20 protein-coding genes are annotated in these 14,585 nt (G+C 48.8%); 4 read left to right on the plus strand and 16 right to left on the minus strand.

Annotated features, from left to right (window positions below; all coding sequences use genetic code 11):
* The first annotated feature begins 38 nt into the window (after positions 1-38).
* Positions 39-395 (plus strand): H-NS family nucleoid-associated regulatory protein, encoded by a 357-nt coding sequence (locus ACJHWR_RS23140; protein ID WP_065311124.1) that lies wholly within the window; start codon positions 39-41, stop codon positions 393-395.
* Between the two features lie 341 nt (positions 396-736).
* Here the strand turns inward: ACJHWR_RS23140 and ACJHWR_RS23145 are convergent, their stop codons facing one another.
* The 10 genes from ACJHWR_RS23145 to ACJHWR_RS23190 all read right to left on the minus strand — a co-directional run bounded on the left by ACJHWR_RS23145 (position 737) and on the right by ACJHWR_RS23190 (position 7,637).
* The gene (locus tag ACJHWR_RS23145; RefSeq protein ID WP_001194555.1) at positions 737-940 is read right to left on the minus strand and encodes a hypothetical protein; all 204 of its coding nucleotides are present in this window, start codon (positions 938-940) and stop codon (positions 737-739) included.
* Positions 941-1,001: 61 nt separating this feature from the next.
* Positions 1,002-1,859, minus strand: coding sequence for an HNH endonuclease signature motif containing protein (locus ACJHWR_RS23150; protein WP_000784387.1), 858 nt, complete (start codon positions 1,857-1,859; stop codon positions 1,002-1,004).
* 15 nt (positions 1,860-1,874) lie between these two features.
* Positions 1,875-2,183, minus strand: coding sequence for a hypothetical protein (locus ACJHWR_RS23155; RefSeq protein ID WP_001224687.1), 309 nt, complete (start codon positions 2,181-2,183; stop codon positions 1,875-1,877).
* Positions 2,184-2,731: 548 nt separating this feature from the next.
* Positions 2,732-3,157, minus strand: a complete 426-nt coding sequence (locus ACJHWR_RS23160) for a hypothetical protein (RefSeq protein WP_001043843.1) — start codon at positions 3,155-3,157, stop codon at positions 2,732-2,734.
* A gap of 253 nt (positions 3,158-3,410) precedes the next feature.
* Positions 3,411-4,226 (minus strand): HNH endonuclease signature motif containing protein, encoded by an 816-nt coding sequence (locus ACJHWR_RS23165; RefSeq protein WP_001572439.1) that lies wholly within the window; start codon positions 4,224-4,226, stop codon positions 3,411-3,413.
* A 12-nt stretch (positions 4,227-4,238) separates the two neighbouring features.
* The gene (locus ACJHWR_RS23170; protein ID WP_000985911.1) at positions 4,239-4,649 is read right to left on the minus strand and encodes a hypothetical protein; all 411 of its coding nucleotides are present in this window, start codon (positions 4,647-4,649) and stop codon (positions 4,239-4,241) included.
* A 101-nt stretch (positions 4,650-4,750) separates the two neighbouring features.
* Entirely contained in the window at positions 4,751-4,957 is a 207-nt protein-coding gene (locus ACJHWR_RS23175) for a hypothetical protein (RefSeq protein ID WP_000134171.1), read from the minus strand.
* A 60-nt stretch (positions 4,958-5,017) separates the two neighbouring features.
* On the minus strand, positions 5,018-6,343 hold the full coding sequence (locus tag ACJHWR_RS23180; RefSeq protein WP_000088046.1) for a type II toxin-antitoxin system HipA family toxin: 1,326 nt from the start codon (positions 6,341-6,343) through the stop codon (positions 5,018-5,020).
* Positions 6,344-6,347: 4 nt separating this feature from the next.
* Positions 6,348-6,641 (minus strand): helix-turn-helix transcriptional regulator, encoded by a 294-nt coding sequence (locus ACJHWR_RS23185; protein ID WP_024136327.1) that lies wholly within the window; start codon positions 6,639-6,641, stop codon positions 6,348-6,350.
* A 603-nt stretch (positions 6,642-7,244) separates the two neighbouring features.
* Positions 7,245-7,637, minus strand: coding sequence for a hypothetical protein (locus ACJHWR_RS23190; RefSeq protein ID WP_000341066.1), 393 nt, complete (start codon positions 7,635-7,637; stop codon positions 7,245-7,247).
* 372 nt (positions 7,638-8,009) lie between these two features.
* Between ACJHWR_RS23190 and ACJHWR_RS23195 the strand changes: the two genes are divergently transcribed.
* Positions 8,010-8,345 carry a hypothetical protein gene (locus ACJHWR_RS23195; protein WP_065311125.1) on the plus strand — a complete coding sequence of 112 codons (336 nt, stop codon included), beginning with the start codon at positions 8,010-8,012 and terminating at the stop codon, positions 8,343-8,345.
* Positions 8,346-8,383: 38 nt separating this feature from the next.
* On the opposite strand, the gene istB is transcribed toward ACJHWR_RS23195, so the two are convergent.
* A complete protein-coding gene (gene istB, locus ACJHWR_RS23200; protein WP_000544828.1) occupies positions 8,384-9,181 on the minus strand; it encodes an IS21-like element IS21 family helper ATPase IstB in 798 nt (265 codons plus the stop codon).
* A complete protein-coding gene (gene istA, locus ACJHWR_RS23205; protein ID WP_000952349.1) occupies positions 9,181-10,353 on the minus strand; it encodes an IS21-like element IS21 family transposase in 1,173 nt (390 codons plus the stop codon). The genes istB and istA overlap by 1 nt, the downstream gene beginning before the upstream one ends.
* Positions 10,354-10,576: 223 nt before the next feature.
* Here istA and ACJHWR_RS23210 point away from each other — a divergent pair, with 223 nt between their 5' ends.
* Positions 10,577-10,768 carry a hypothetical protein gene (locus ACJHWR_RS23210; protein ID WP_000398480.1) on the plus strand — a complete coding sequence of 64 codons (192 nt, stop codon included), beginning with the start codon at positions 10,577-10,579 and terminating at the stop codon, positions 10,766-10,768.
* Positions 10,769-10,817: 49 nt separating this feature from the next.
* Entirely contained in the window at positions 10,818-11,099 is a 282-nt protein-coding gene (locus ACJHWR_RS23215; protein WP_000077926.1) for a hypothetical protein, read from the plus strand.
* A 340-nt stretch (positions 11,100-11,439) separates the two neighbouring features.
* Here the strand turns inward: ACJHWR_RS23215 and ACJHWR_RS23220 are convergent, their stop codons facing one another.
* The 4 genes from ACJHWR_RS23220 to terD form a co-directional block, all read right to left on the minus strand.
* Positions 11,440-11,571: a hypothetical protein gene (locus ACJHWR_RS23220; RefSeq protein WP_000374059.1), complete on the minus strand. Its 132-nt coding sequence runs from the start codon at positions 11,569-11,571 to the stop codon at positions 11,440-11,442.
* 90 nt (positions 11,572-11,661) lie between these two features.
* A complete protein-coding gene (locus ACJHWR_RS23225) occupies positions 11,662-12,903 on the minus strand; it encodes a vWA domain-containing protein (RefSeq protein ID WP_001053338.1) in 1,242 nt (413 codons plus the stop codon).
* Positions 12,904-13,331: 428 nt separating this feature from the next.
* Positions 13,332-13,907: a TerD family protein gene (locus ACJHWR_RS23230; RefSeq protein ID WP_000301242.1), complete on the minus strand. Its 576-nt coding sequence runs from the start codon at positions 13,905-13,907 to the stop codon at positions 13,332-13,334.
* A 67-nt stretch (positions 13,908-13,974) separates the two neighbouring features.
* Complete coding sequence (gene terD, locus ACJHWR_RS23235; protein WP_000116677.1) at positions 13,975-14,553, minus strand: tellurium resistance membrane protein TerD; 579 nt, start codon at positions 14,551-14,553, stop codon at positions 13,975-13,977.
* Positions 14,554-14,585: the final 32 nt, after the last annotated feature.

Below are 14,585 nucleotides of genomic sequence, written 5' to 3' on the forward strand. Positions count from 1 at the left end.
CCACAGAATGATGTCACGCTGAAAATGCCGGCCTTTGAATGGGTTCATGTGCAGCTCCATCAGCAAAAGGGGATGATAAGTTTATCACCACCGACTATTTGCAACAGTGCCGTCAGGAAGAATCATCCAAAGCTGCCGAACTGCAAGCTCGTCAGGAGAAACTTGACGCCCTGCGTAAGTTAATGGAAGAAGATGGTATCAACCCGGAAGAGCTGCTTGGCTCATTCCAGGCCAAATCTACGGCTACCAAGAAAAGCCGTGGACCACGCCCGGCCAAATACTCATTTACTGATGAAAATGGCGAAACAAAAACGTGGACTGGACAGGGCCGTACCCCCAAAGCTCTGGCAGAACAAATTGCAGCCGGTAAAAGTCTTGATGATTTCCTGATCTAACTTTTGCCACCAGTTTTGATAGAGGCCACTTCGGTGGCCTTTTCTCATACGGAATCAATTTCAGGTACAGAACATATGAAAAATTCAGAACCTAAGAGCTGTGATCCCTATGTGGACAGTTTGATTAGAAATGCAGATGCAAAGGAAGCCAGGGCATTTCTCAAAATATTGAAGCCCTTACCATTCCTTATCGTTATCATCGCTGTATTCTTTTTTTGGGTATCGTTTTCCCGTTTATTATCCCAGGTCGCGTAAAACCTTTTTAAAGACTCTTCTTTACCAGATATGCTCCCTCACCGGGATGGTTTCAACCTCTTCAGTTTCCCATATTGGCAAAACCGTCAGGAAATAAGACGATACCCTCCACGCTTTCCATTAAAGCGGGATGACGACGCCCAGTTCTTACGACCAGACTCCACGTTTTCGATAAGGATGCCTTTGGGCCCTTCTAACGAGGCCACCTCAACAACCCGCACTTTCCGGATCAGTCTTGGATCCACTTCTTCCCAGATCTGGCCAACTGTAATTTCTTTTTGGGTTTGCATTTAATCTCTCGCTGTCATTTAGTGAACAAGACTAATCCTCGCCGTGGTTCAGCTTATGGCTTTATTTACGCTGACGATCCTTAGCCTTAAATTTTTGCCATCGTATCCGAAGGTTTTCGATGTTAACCGGAACCTGCATGCGTGTCGTCTCTATCTCATTCCCATGCCATTTCAGGAGATCATCATCCAACTCCCGGGCCTCCCGGCTGAAGTAAATTTTCATAGTGTCAGGGTTTATGGCGCAATGGTCATTGTCGAACAGTGTATGGATATCACGGCGAAGTAAAATTCCGTTCGTTACGTCGGGAATGCCTTCTTCATGACGTGGCGTTAAGTGCGCGGCCTCAGTACGCCAGGGGGACCTTACGCCGGTGACAACACATCGCCCGTAGCAATTCAACCTAACATCCCGGGCGAAAGGACCTTGGTCAGGACTGGTGACAGAAGTACATTCCTGGCCCTCTTTGTAGATACGCTTCGGGAAGTCGATAGTGGTTTGAGCTGTTTGGGAAAGTGACACATACGTAACCCCTTTGTATCTCTTTATCCCACCATTAAAAGTGGTAGGAATCGAGCTGGTTATGGCCACCAGTTTCACATCGCCCATTTCGACGATCTTAAGGCTCTTATTAGCGGCTACATGTAACTGGATGAATTTACCTACGTACACATCATGGTTCTCATCTTGTCTTTCAACACACAGAACGACATGGTCGAAGGTTCTCTTGTCAGAGATTACCCAGTTGCCGGTTTTCACACGGCCTGCTTCACTCACCCCTGCGGTAAGATCGGGTATGAGCGTCCCCTGCATGCCGTCAGTTCGAATTGAAAGAATTTCACCCGATAAACCCAGCTCTGCAAGCTCACTAATAAACGGTCTTTTCATCCGGCTTACCGGTTTTGGCTTCGTCATTTTCATCTTTGCTGTAGCACCTCAGTACCCCATTGCTCGTTCCTGGCGGGACAGCCGTTCATCAGCAGCCTGAAGACGCTCATCACGCCGCCGTGCTGCCAGAACCCGTCGTTCTGAAAAAGACATAGCCGCTACGTTTGGTACGCTGAGCTTACCGTCACCGGCACAAACGTTACAGCGAACATCAAATGCTCCGGCAAAATACTTTTCACGCATTTCTGGCTCCCACTCAGCCATTTCTGATTGGGTGAATCCATTTTCAAAGGCCGGGTTTTCCATGGTCCCGTGGCCTTCGCACTGGTGACAGATTATGTACTTAAATTTGCGCATGTAACGCTCCTGTATATGATGGATGAACCACTCTCGTTCAGGGTTATGGCGAAATGTTTATCGCCGCAGCGAGAGATTCAGTCTTGCTATCAATATTCCTGAAGGTTGTCCGCCTGATTTCAGGGTAAGCATTCATTCACTGGCCGGTTCTACCTTATTATTCATACAGATTAAAGTAGTTGTGCCTGCTACTGCGGTCACCTTCCTTGACAAAGTAAGCAAAGTTTGAAAAATTTAACACCGACGAAAGGCCATACCTTCGTTAGTGTGCGAAAGCCGCTTGCGAGCGACGGAATAGGTGAAAGCTTTAGTCAGGGTTAATTACCCTGTCTGCGGTGATGGGATGGCTCAGGCGTATATCATCACTCCTTCCAAAGTCCGTACACACTCTTTCAGCCTTTGCAGAAATGCAGGGGCTGTTTCATATCAGACAAGCGCAATGAAATTTTCAAATGCTTTCCAAAAATTCAAAGGCCTTAAGCTTTATCTGTATCTTACGGTCCCCGCACGGAAAGTAACTTTCCTGAACAGAAACCGCCTTGCCAGCCTTAACTTTCTAAACGGTTAAAGTTACACCAGGCTGTAAATGGTGAAACAGTTTTTGAAGCCCATGAAACACCGCTGTCGGAAAGATAACTAGCCCCAAGACGTCTAACTTCTTTTTGATGTAGAGCTAATTCTTTCGGATCGGCAATATCTTCCACCACGCTCATCATGGCCATCTGAACTCCGGGAGATGCCATTTTATAAGCTGTCGAGCTTGCAACTGAATTTTTCAGGATTGCCACTCTTTCTTTTTCTGGTCGTCCATTGTCAGACGTATTCGCATAAGTTGTACCGGCAATCAACAACGGAAGGCTGGCATTGGCACAGAAATGCATAACGCGTTTTTGCTGGAGCTGTAATTCAGTGGCTGCAAATGCTTTACCACATCCGAGGATTCCCAGAATCATAATTAAAGCTGTTTTATTCATAAAATTAAAACCGTCCTTTTTAGCTCTTTAACTGTTGCGGTTATCTCGGTGTGGATATTTCTGAAGTGTATGATACCCACTTACCTGAGACTGCCAGTATACTGGCTCAGGTATTAAACCTAAGAGGTCTGGTGCACCGGTTTTAACCTTTTCATTTCGCTTTTATCTTGTGCCAGGCTCTTGAGTCAGAATTTAAAGGTTTGTGGCATGCAGGTTTTACTGCCAGGTTTAGGCACAACCTGGCTGTCACCCTTCATTGGTCCTGAGCAAGGCCCTGGTATTCTGCCCAGCGTACGGCCAGCCGCTCTAAGTCCAGATCGTACACCAGCGGTGTGATTTTACGGCCTTCAAACAGCTCGCCCACCTCAATGCCTGGCTTAAAATGAACGGTCAGGGTGGCCGGATCTATGCCCATAAGATCGGCATCAAACAGCGCATGCATTGTTGGAGTCATCAGGATGCCATTAGACGGATTGTACCGGGTTCCATGTTCAATGTGTGCCGCATCCAGGACACCTCCATTAACCCAACCGGTTACCGCACAACGGCCTGCGAAATTCTCGATGAGCAGAGCTTTGAATTTACCCTGTGCCACGCCACTACGTTGCGTCACTACGCGCTCGCAGTGCTCACCCTGGATATCTACGTCAGGTTTCCGAATTGGCTCGCTGGTGGCCGTCTCAGCTTGTTTTAGGGTGGAACGTGGATAGGCCAGGTTATATGCTGCGCCTGTGGTCATTTGCTCGATGACCGCAGGCGCATAACCTTCTGCTTCCAGCTTACGATATGCAGCCCGGTAGTCTCTTTGGGTTTTCAGCGGGTAAATCTTCCCGCCTTTACCATCGAAAGCGATAAACCAGAAATCGTCCGTGCCAGTTTCAAGATTTCTGCAACGTTTCAGATGCCATCCGCCTTCTCTCGCCCAGATGGTACGGTTATTTCTGGCATTCGTTTTGTCATACCCGTGCTCGTCAAGCCAGCTATCAAAGCTGGTCAGCCCCAGGTCCTGAACCTCCAGAGAAGGTACACGAATGACCTGCAAGGTATGGCGTGGTCTTGGCTCTCTCATCTTGATCTCTTCCTAGCGCTGGTCTGGGAAATACGGATATTGCGGGCCATATTCATAATCATGCGGGCCTGGCTCAACTTCCCAGAATGGACGGCCGCTAATTGTCTTTGGACCGCGCTCGTTTACGATGTCTTCTACATCCTGAATATTAAATGGCATCGTTGCCAGTAACAGCTGATCTTCGGGTGTCAGCGTCACAGTTGCACCGTCGATACGGCTGTAAAGGTCGGCAAACTGTTTACCTGCACCGTGCAACCGGTGCTCCGCTACACTTCTGATTGCGTGTAAGTCCAGCTCCGCCGCTTCCATGCGATCCACGTATAGTTTCATTTCTTTACGCAAAGCGCTCAGCTCACGGGTTTTAATAAATCCGTAGGCGTACCCACCCAGGGCGATAACTGCAATGATTGCTAAAATAGCCATTTATTTTCTCTTACGTTACTGCGGCCGCCGCTTTAGTCTTAATGTGAAGCCTGGGAATTCGCTGAATGAAGAATACGTTTTCACCCCCAGACCGACAGCTGTTAAGGCGCGATCCCAACACTCCATTTGTAAGTATCAGGCCCATCTTCTCCGCTGGTGGCATCAGCTACAATCTGTGCATAACGTTCTCCAGCAAGTTCTCTTACCATCTGATCCACGACCCATTGCAGATGATGCATTTCATCGGTTCCGCCGTAACGACAAGCCAACTCAATAGCCCGCTCTATTCTTTTTTGTTCTTCAGTCATACTGAATCCTCACGCTTACATCAGCTATTCTGAAAACATGCACACTATAAATTGCGGCTGTCATTTCTCAGCCAGGCGCCTGCATTGCTGCCTCATTCCATCAAAAATACTTTCCGCAAGCTGCTGGGGGAACTGGTCCGGAAGAAGCCCGCTAACACGTTCAATGACACCCGGGGTTCTGGCGATGATTTCCTCTATCATCGCCTCTGTCTGCTGTTTACTCAGGCCGGTTATCTCACCATGCCTGATCCAGTGGCGTCGTTGTATTCGATATATCTGGTAATAGTTGCTACTGCCACGTACGGCCATCGCCAGTTTGCACTTCTGCCAGGATATCTGATTGTTCCCATGACCGATCACCGGCCATGCCGACAACACATCATAGTTTGGTGTAAGGTGATAACGTCCCTGTGGCCCAATAGAAATACTGAAATTTTTAGCGTGGCCATCTGTTGCGGCCATCATCCAGAAAATTATCTGCGTCATAAAAAACTGCGCTTTGTCACGCTCAGCACGGTCTGAATTACTCAGAACCTCCATAATTTCCGATATACCTGGCCCGCCGTCCGCCTGATATTTTCGTAATGGCGAAACGCCCAGGGCCTGACACATATCCTCCTGGGGTAAACGAATGATCCATTGTCCGTCTCCTGACCATTTTCGGTCAAAACGTTCTACCACCAGCGCTTTCTGATCTTCAAAGTGAGCAATCTGCGTTCTTGCCACGGGGAGCCCGTACTGGCCGAGAAGTACCGAGCAGAGCCATTCATTTTCAACCGACGAGCTCATGTCGGCTTTCATGTTCCCCACAAGTCCGAGCGGTAGCTTGAATATATGCGTCGTTGGTGTATTACCCTCCGGCATACACCACCGATCTTCATGCCACAGTAGGGCTGTTTTCTCCTGAGCACCGGCAATAGATAAACGTAAGTCGTCGTTATCTTCTGGCCTGCCCGGTAGCAATGTCTCCGTGGTATTACGCAAAGTTGCCGCAATTTCTGATTCAGTAAGCGGGTGATACTTCACGGAATATAAATCAGTGGGTTCATCTCCGTCATGAAGCAGCTGTATCGCGCCCACGCAGTCTTTTCCCAGCTCCGTCAGCAGATCAAAAGGCTCCAGGCTATCGGCCTTGTAACGCATTGCCAGACGTCTGCGTATGCCTTCGCTGTCCGGCAGTAAATTATCAAAATAGTCACGTACCACATTTCCACGCCAGACCTGGTTCCCGGGAGTAAAAGGAAGGGACAATGACAGCGGCCTTCCCTGTTCGTCAGCAACCCATTCAGGAAGGTATTCTAAGCTGTCTACCCCTTTGCTTTTTTCCCAGTACCCGACTTTGATGCCGTTCATCCAAATTACCAGACGTTGCTGTTTCCGGCTCATATCGTTACCAATCCTCCTGTCGTGCAGGTGAGTTTGATTTAAGCATTTCTTCCGTCTGCTTCCTCTCTGAAGAGGTGGTTGCCGAGGAGAAGCTGATTTTTACGCCCAGGATGGAAAACACCTTGAATAGCCGTTCAATGCTCGCACTGGCAGGGTTGGCTTCCAGACGTGAGTATGTCTGTTGAGTGACGCCTAACCTTTCGGACAGGTCTTTTTGCGTCAGGCCATTCGCCTTGCGAAAACCAATGAGCAAGGGACGCAGCTGGTTGAGCGTGTTTAACGGGTAATCATTATTGATCATAAGCTGGCCTCAGTAGTTTCCTCTGATACACCTTGCAGGCTGTTTCCTAAACATACACCCTAAAAGCTGTAATATCAAATTAACAGCCTAAAAGCTGTTAAATAGGGCGTACAACTTTTAGGCTGTTACTATGTGGCAGCATAAATCTTGTTAGCGATACAACTTTATTGTCTCATCGCTCCTCTTTGCAACCAGCTACATACGATCATAAGTGACACAACATTAATATGAAGCGACATTCACCAAATGAACCTTCGTCATTTCAGATAGTTAGCTTACTTGCATGTCCTCATCCCATGAAGGGGAGGGCCTACCCCTGGCATCGAGCAAAACTGACCACCCTGCCCTTATTAAGACCCCACATGCGGCAATGGTGCCCTGTCCACGCCGCCCGCGATTTTTGAGGAAATGGGAAGAAAATAAAAAGAAAACAAAAAGTTATCGGCTGAAGTATCGGCGCAGATCGGGAATCAGGCGAAGCCTGACAGCACGTTGGGGCCTGGCAGGGGGCTTGAGGGATGAGGACATGCAACTCTGATAGCCTTCCCGCCACGGGGTCGGTTAAATTCGTATCCGGCCGGTGCAATTCCAACGGCCGCGTTACCAGTTCGCCGGGTAGCATGGCCAGCAAAGCCAGGCATCGAGCACCCGGGTTTCACTAACGGCCGCTGCATAGACGCCGGTATCCGGAAAGAAATAAACCGGGGTGGCGTTGTTCAGCTGGTCGCCTTCATCGGCCAGAGCGCCGATCACCTCATGAGGCTTCAGCAGCATATCCGTTAAATATTCATCCGGGTGGATGGCATTCAGCGATATGGCCATCTCCAGAAATTCATCCAGTGTGTGGCGGGTACGATACCCCCGGAAAACCTCGTATGAAGGCGTGACGCATTCACCATCCAGGGAACAGGCATCGTACCCGGCCAGCTGCTCTTCGGTGAGTCCGGAGGCATGCTTTGCCACAAGATTCGTAAACTGCTCTTTATCGTCCATCACAATCCTTACGCTGTAGGGGCCTGTTTGTGTTATCACTGCTTCCGGATTTTACATCGCACAACCCGGCAGGTATCCGGTCGCCCGGGCGTCCTTTGCGGTCATGTTAGCCTTTGGCCTGTATTACGACGAATCCCTTTCACTACACGGGCTCGCAGGGTGACACCTCCCCTTTTCACCGGAAGCGAAAGAGGAAGAACAGTTTAACAGCCCGGATCCTCAATAATTTTTGCATAACGGACTAAATGACCGGTTTATGCAGCCCCTGTTACTTACTGTCGCGGTAAGGATAAAACCCTGGTTATGAAACAGAGTTTGTATCGACGTTTAGGTTTTGGTTGAATGAGTAACTCTAAGCAACCGGAATATGACATGGCCAAAGTACAAGGGCTCTTTGTTGGATACCGAAAATTTGCTGTTGATCGCGAGTGGCTTCGGCAGCAGGAAGAACAACGTTATCGGGATCGCCAGCGACAATTTGATGAATGGTCCAGAAAATGGGTCACTGTAACTAGGCTAAAAGAGACTCGTTTATGGACTGACGGAGCCATCAGGCGATGGCTGGGTGAACCTCAGCAACAGGGTAAATATAAAGTTTTCCCCGTTGAAGCGGTTTTGGCTGCTGAGAAGTTGAATGAGTTTCAGCTCTGGCTTAAACCCCGGCTGGAAAAGAAACGTGCCCAGCATTGTCAACGCCACGATGTTTGACCGTTATTTGCCATTTTCATGCCCGCTAAATACTTTCGTTACTGATGCTGTCCGCTTTCCACCATTTCATCATCACTGATTGGCGTTGTGTTTTTGGTCAGCACTCCAGCTTTACGTTTCTCTTTTAACCGGTAACTCTCTCCTTTGATATTCAGCGTGGTTGAGTGATGTAGCAGCCGATCCAGGATCGCTGTTGCCAGCACGTGATCTCCGAACATTTCTCCCCAGTCTGCGAACCCTTTGTTTGACGTCAGTATGATGCTCGCTTTTTCATATCGACGGTTCAGTAGCCGGAAGAACAGACTGGCTTCCTCTCTGTTCATCGGCAGATAGCCTATTTCATCCAGGATCAACACCCGGGCATAACTCAGTTGCTGTAGCTGACGCTCCAGCCGGTTTTCCTGTTTCGCTTTCATCAGTGTCGCGATCAGTCTGTCCAGTGGCATAAACAGTACCCGATGTCCCGCATCCACCGCTTTCACGCCAAGAGCTATGGCCAGATGAGTTTTTCCGACACCAGGAGGGCCCAGCAGGATCACGTTTTCGCTGCGCTCCACGAACGCCAGACCAGCCAGTTCCCGGACAACCTTACGGTCGATGCCCGGCTGGAAGGTAAAGTCGAACTGCTCCAGCGTTTTGACCCACGGCAGACGAGCCTGCTTCAGCCTGGACTCCATACCGCGCTGATGCCTGCCGTTCCATTCCTGCTGTAGCGCCATGCACAGGAACTCCCGGTAGTTCAGCTCTTTTTTAGCTGCCTGTTCCAGCAGGCTTTCAACGTGATAACTCAGATGCTCCATTTTCAGGCGACTCAGCAGGACTTCCAGTTCATGCATCACAACAGCTCCTCATAGGCACTCAGTGGTCGATGTTCCACCTGACTGACCTGCTGCCAGAGCGGGGCGTGATGCTCCGGCACTGTCTGCCAGCCAGACGATACTGAACAGAGGCGATGTGAGGCCACCAGTTTCTCATTACTGTAGATCCGCAACTCGTCATCCAGCGATATTCGTATCGATACCGGCTGACCACACAGCGCTTCGGGAACGCTGTAACGATTACCACCAACCTCGATATAGCTGTCCCAGGACACATGGCGGATGTCGAAGTAACTGGTATCAAAGTCCGTATCCGGTAACGGCTGCAGATGTTCCTGCTCCAGCGCGAAGCGCTGTTCCGGCGTTTCTTTGAACTGGCGAAGCTCCCGTTTGTCAGCCACATCGGCTATCCATTGCTCCAGTTGTTGATTGACATGAGTGAAGCTGTCGAACCTGCGGTACCGGACGAAGAAGTTCTCCTTGAGGTATTTCACCATCCGCTCAACCTTACCTTTTGTTCTGGCCCTGCGTGGACGGCATGCCCGTGGCAGGAAGTTATAGTGGTCAGCCAGCAACAGGAATCCGGAGTTGAACACGACTTTCCCGTTGTTATTCTTCAGCACCGCAGCCTTCTGGTTATCAACCAGCACCGTTTTCACACAACCACCGAAGTAGCGGAAGGCGCGAACCAGTGATTCGTAGGTATGCTCAGCATCCTGTTTTGGTGCGGCGAAGACATGGAAGCGGCGGGAGAACCCCAGCGTATTAACCGCAAAGTTAACTTTGCACCGTTGCCCGGCAACCTCCACCTCAACTTCGCCCCAGTCGTGCTGGAGCTGGTATCCAGGCTGAGTTTCGAAGCGAACTGTTCTTTTTGACGGACGCATTTTACGTTTGGGCTGGATGTAGTAACGCAGCATGGAACGTCCGCCCGTATAACCCATTGCCTTAATCTCCGCGAAGATAACCTCGCTATTCCAGACATTCTCTGCCAGGCGCATGTCGATGTAATCCATAAACGGTTTCAGCTTAGCCATTTTGTGGCGGGTCTTTCTGGCTGGCGGTTCAGGGTATTTGAGGTAGCGTCTGACCGTCCGTTCAGAGCAACCAATCTGAGTCGCAATATCGACAATGTACGCGCCCTGCTGGCGCATTTGCTTTATCATGTAAAAGTCCTCTCTGCTCAGCATGTTGATGTCCTTTCTGGTGTGAGAACCTTAAGGAAACAACATGTTGGGTGGAGCGGACAATCCAAATGGCGAATTACCGTCTTATATCACTGGCGCTGACAGCATCACCACTTTTTAATTCCATTTCTGTAAAGTAGAAACAACGACAGTTCCGGCTGCATTCAAGGCTTCGGCATCTGGTCAGAAGTAAAGCGCCATTTTTCATTATAAGGGAGGTTAGATAGTGGAAGGTATTGAGACACTGAGTTTGCGGCTTGATGAGAACGAAACTATGGCCCTTGCTCAATTTGTTAAACGTCTGAGCTGGAGCGATCTACGTGGTTGTGCTGTGAGTGACGAAGAAGCCTGGGTAATGAAAAGCGCAGTTGATAAATTACAACAGGCGTTAAGGGAAGAAGGTTATGCGCCTCGATGATGCAGGCTTCGTGTTATTTTCCGATGACAAATTTTCTTAAGGACTAAGTATGAGCCAGCACTGGTATGAGGTGAAAAGCAATCAGGGAATTGTTCAGGTGATGTTAGGCTGGGATCCACCTTTGCAGTGGTTTCATATGTGCATTGATTATGACATTAATGCAGCAGAAGACCCACTCTATACTAATCTGGCTGAACCTGATCCCTACTACGTTACTCCGGAATATCTGCAATTTGTACTTGAACGCTTCGAAATAACGGATATTGTAATAAAGCCCGATACCTCTGGGCTTTACGAAGAATTATTAATGGATCAGCTTTTAGACCGATAGCTAAGCTGCCAGCAACAGACGTGCTGGCATAATCGTCACTTAACTGTAATGTCAGATACTTCAGGTACAAATGTCCGGACTCGTTTGAAACCTATCCAAAACTGTAAATATATTTTCGTTATAATATAACCTTAATTGAATTGCTTTCTAACAGTTCCCACTCTTCTTTTCTAAGTACATTTTTAATTATTGTTCCATTGGCAAGCGTCAGCTCATACTCCCTGTCACTATAAATAAGGTTTTTATTTTCGACTCGTCGAAAGCTGGTAATGGCAACCTTTCTTTATCCACCTAACGAATAATTATCTTTGATTTCTGCGAACATTTAAACTCCCGTATATTAACGTCTTAAAGACAACTGAACCTTCTCGGCCCTTTCTGCGCCCCGACTAATGATACTATCGTAGTTGTCGATTTCATCATCAGTTGGTGATTCTTCAGCTATCCATTTCAGGTACTTGATGCGGTCCATATGCTCCTCCCTGTACGATTTCCAGTGAACAAAGGCTCTACAGTATTAAGCTGCTGTAGAGCTCCTTTAACCATGCGAAAACTGTGCGTATTACAGGATGCCTAACCTTTTTGTTTCATCGATCCACGGTCTGAATTCTTCCAGTAAATTATCATATAACTTTTCATCGCTGATCGAACCGAAATCATCCATGGCAAAGAAGTGGGTGTTATCAACCCGGCGGTCAGTAAAGTCATCCAGATTTTTGAGGATACCGTAGCTTGAACCACCCAGGCCGACAAACTTCCAGAAGATGGGGTAGTTGGCAGAACGCCGGATTGCATCTTTAATCGCCCGGGTCTTGCTGATCCCGCCATCGGTAATAAATACAACATATACCGGGATTTTCGAGTCCTTAAAGTAGTCGACAATTTCTTCCATCACAGGGGGCTCATTGTTTGTCCCACCAAGTCCCGGCAGGTTCTCCCAGGCTGAACGCTTTCCAGACCCGCGAATGGACTGAATATATGTGTCCAGGTTGTCCAGTGTGACGTTTGGATACTTCTTGTGCTTCTCTCCAAATCCCCAGACATCCATTTCACCGTCGTCGTCGAACTGGGCGGCAAGAACGGCGATGCGGTCCAGCACAGACTGAACGTTGCCCTTACTGAACTGGCCACTCATTGAGCCGGATGCGTCAAGTACAAATGCAACCGCTGCCTCAAGGGTGTCCAGTTTATTTTTAGTGAGACTGACCGAGGCTTTTTTAGCGAGGCTTACGAGGCGCGGAGATCTGGTTTCAAGTTTCTTTTCCAGACTGATACGAGCAGGCTTTGCTGGCTGCGGAGCTGGCTGTGCGACATCAACGCCAAAGCTAATGGCCAGAGGCTCAAGACCACCGTTGAAACCCTGCCCGAGCGCACGAAGCTTCCAGGCGCCATTGTGCCGATATACTTCACCCAGGATGATTGCTTTCTCACTGCGGCCCTGAGTCTCAGCCTGAAAATCAGCGATACCAGGAGCCTGAATGCTCAATAAACTGAGCCCACTGATAGTATCTTCACCATCAATGACAACGGTGATCGCAATCTTACTGACGTTCGCCGGAACACGATCCAGTGCTATCTCAATGCTGGACTGCTGAGAACCGGTAACGAGCTTTACTGCCCCTTCAGGAGAAGACAGATTATTATAAAAGATAAAGTCAGAATCGCCGGTTACCTTTCCCTGAGCATTAAGCAGGAAGAGGCAGGTATCGGGTTCGCCTTTAAAGCCGGATTTGGCAGGGTACTGAAGATTCAGCCTGATCGCAGATTGCTGAAGCGGTATGTTTTGTCCGGATTGTAGATTCACATTAACTCTCCTGATTTTTGATTATTTTTAAAGCGCAGCGCTTATATATGTTCCCCAGGCTTAGTTCAGGACGCTGGATTTCTGGTGAGGCGTATATATGGTGTGACACCATATTTCATCACGCTGAAGTTTCTATACCTGTTGAACTGGAATTTTGATTGACCGGGTATCTTATGTTCCAGATCCCGTTCCTTCATAAACCGCAAAAGTAACATATATCAGAGGGGCATTCTGTTGATAAAAGGCACGGAATACCGGCTTTAACCAGCAACCAGAGATAAATCCGTTTCCTGCCTTTAAAAGGCTCAGGTCTGAATTAACATGACCTGCTTTCTGAAATTTCCAGTCCCCTTTCTACTACTCCCTCCTGAAAGCGGATCGCAACCAAAAAAAACCCCGGCATTGCCGGGGTATGATTCAGCGTTGTTTTAGATGTTAACGCCGTGCTGGGAGGCAAGAGCCGCCAGGCCACCGGCAAAGCCCTGACCGACAGCTTTAAACTTCCACTCAGCGCCATGACGATACAGTTCACCGAAGACCATAGCGGTTTCGGTTGAGGCATCTTCAGACAGATCGAAACGGGCAATTTCCGTGCCGTTGTCGTTGTTGTAAACGCGCATGAAGCTGTTGCTCACCATGCCGAAGTTTTGTTTACGCGCTTCTGCATCATAGATGGTAACGGCAAACACCAGTTTTTTGATATCTGCTGAGACTTTGGTCAGATCGATTTTGACCTGCTCATCGTCACCGTCGCCTTCACCGGTACGGTTGTCGCCCTGGTGCTCTACCGCGCCATCAGGGCTGGTTTTGTTATTGAAGAAAATGAAATGCGCATCTGACAGCACTTTACCGTCTTCGCCTACTGCGAACACGGAAGCGTCCAGGTCAAAAGCCTGACCGTCAGTTACACGGGCATCCCAGCCGAGGCCAACCATAGCGATATTCATGGTTGGTGCTTCTTTGGTCAGAGATACGTTGCCGCCTTTTACGAGAGAAACTGCCATTTTTAGCTCCTGCAAACAGTTGAATGAGGGCTGCATTAACAGCCCCGGGTGAAAAGTTACTTTTCGATCAGGACGCGTTAATGCCGTACTGAGCACATACAGATGCCAGACCACCAGCATAACCCTGGCCCACTGCGCGGAATTTCCACTCACCATTGTGGCGATACAGCTCGCCGAACAGCATGGCAGTCTCAGTGGACGCATCTTCGGTCAGATCGTAGCGAGCGACTTCAGTCTGGTTATCGTCATTGACCAGGCGAATAAACGCACCGGATACCTGACCAAAGCTCTGGCGACGAGCCTGAGCATCATGGATAGTGACAACGAAGATGATCTTGTCAACATCAGACGGGACGGCGTCCAGTTTAATTTTCAGCGATTCATCATCACCATCACCTTCACCGGTACGGTTATCACCGGTATGGGTTACGGAACCGTCAGATGACGTCAGGTTGTTATAGAAGATGAAATCTGAATCGCCGCGCACTTTGCCATTTGCGGCCAGCAGGAATGCTGAAGCATCCAGGTCAAAGTCCTGACCGTCTGTTGAACGCGCATCCCAGCCAAGGCCCACCAGGACGTTTTTCATTGACGGAGCTGCTTTACTCAGGGAGACGTTCCCGCCTTTGGAAAGAGAAACACTCATAAAATAACCTCTTCGATTAGTAATTGTTCAGG

The organism is Escherichia sp. WS568, from assembly GCF_046486085.1.
Taxonomy (GTDB): Bacteria; Pseudomonadota; Gammaproteobacteria; order Enterobacterales; family Enterobacteriaceae; genus Escherichia; species Escherichia coli.

What these genes read in the sequence shown, in the direction of transcription:
- ACJHWR_RS23140 (WP_065311124.1), top strand. Translation starts at nt 39, where the DNA reads ATGGGTTCATGTGCAGCTCCATCAGCAAAAGGGGATGATAAGTTTATC.
- ACJHWR_RS23145 (WP_001194555.1), bottom strand. Translation starts at nt 940, where the DNA reads ATGCAAACCCAAAAAGAAATTACAGTTGGCCAGATCTGGGAAGAAGTG.
- ACJHWR_RS23150 (WP_000784387.1), bottom strand. Translation starts at nt 1,859, where the DNA reads ATGAAAATGACGAAGCCAAAACCGGTAAGCCGGATGAAAAGACCGTTT.
- ACJHWR_RS23155 (WP_001224687.1), bottom strand. Translation starts at nt 2,183, where the DNA reads ATGCGCAAATTTAAGTACATAATCTGTCACCAGTGCGAAGGCCACGGG.
- ACJHWR_RS23160 (WP_001043843.1), bottom strand. Translation starts at nt 3,157, where the DNA reads ATGAATAAAACAGCTTTAATTATGATTCTGGGAATCCTCGGATGTGGT.
- ACJHWR_RS23165 (WP_001572439.1), bottom strand. Translation starts at nt 4,226, where the DNA reads ATGAGAGAGCCAAGACCACGCCATACCTTGCAGGTCATTCGTGTACCT.
- ACJHWR_RS23170 (WP_000985911.1), bottom strand. Translation starts at nt 4,649, where the DNA reads ATGGCTATTTTAGCAATCATTGCAGTTATCGCCCTGGGTGGGTACGCC.
- ACJHWR_RS23175 (WP_000134171.1), bottom strand. Translation starts at nt 4,957, where the DNA reads ATGACTGAAGAACAAAAAAGAATAGAGCGGGCTATTGAGTTGGCTTGT.
- ACJHWR_RS23180 (WP_000088046.1), bottom strand. Translation starts at nt 6,343, where the DNA reads ATGAGCCGGAAACAGCAACGTCTGGTAATTTGGATGAACGGCATCAAA.
- ACJHWR_RS23190 (WP_000341066.1), bottom strand. Translation starts at nt 7,637, where the DNA reads ATGGACGATAAAGAGCAGTTTACGAATCTTGTGGCAAAGCATGCCTCC.
- ACJHWR_RS23195 (WP_065311125.1), top strand. Translation starts at nt 8,010, where the DNA reads ATGGCCAAAGTACAAGGGCTCTTTGTTGGATACCGAAAATTTGCTGTT.
- istB (WP_000544828.1), bottom strand. Translation starts at nt 9,181, where the DNA reads ATGCATGAACTGGAAGTCCTGCTGAGTCGCCTGAAAATGGAGCATCTG.
- istA (WP_000952349.1), bottom strand. Translation starts at nt 10,353, where the DNA reads ATGCTGAGCAGAGAGGACTTTTACATGATAAAGCAAATGCGCCAGCAG.
- ACJHWR_RS23215 (WP_000077926.1), top strand. Translation starts at nt 10,818, where the DNA reads ATGAGCCAGCACTGGTATGAGGTGAAAAGCAATCAGGGAATTGTTCAG.
- ACJHWR_RS23220 (WP_000374059.1), bottom strand. Translation starts at nt 11,571, where the DNA reads ATGGACCGCATCAAGTACCTGAAATGGATAGCTGAAGAATCACCAACT.
- ACJHWR_RS23230 (WP_000301242.1), bottom strand. Translation starts at nt 13,907, where the DNA reads ATGGCAGTTTCTCTCGTAAAAGGCGGCAACGTATCTCTGACCAAAGAA.
- terD (WP_000116677.1), bottom strand. Translation starts at nt 14,553, where the DNA reads ATGAGTGTTTCTCTTTCCAAAGGCGGGAACGTCTCCCTGAGTAAAGCA.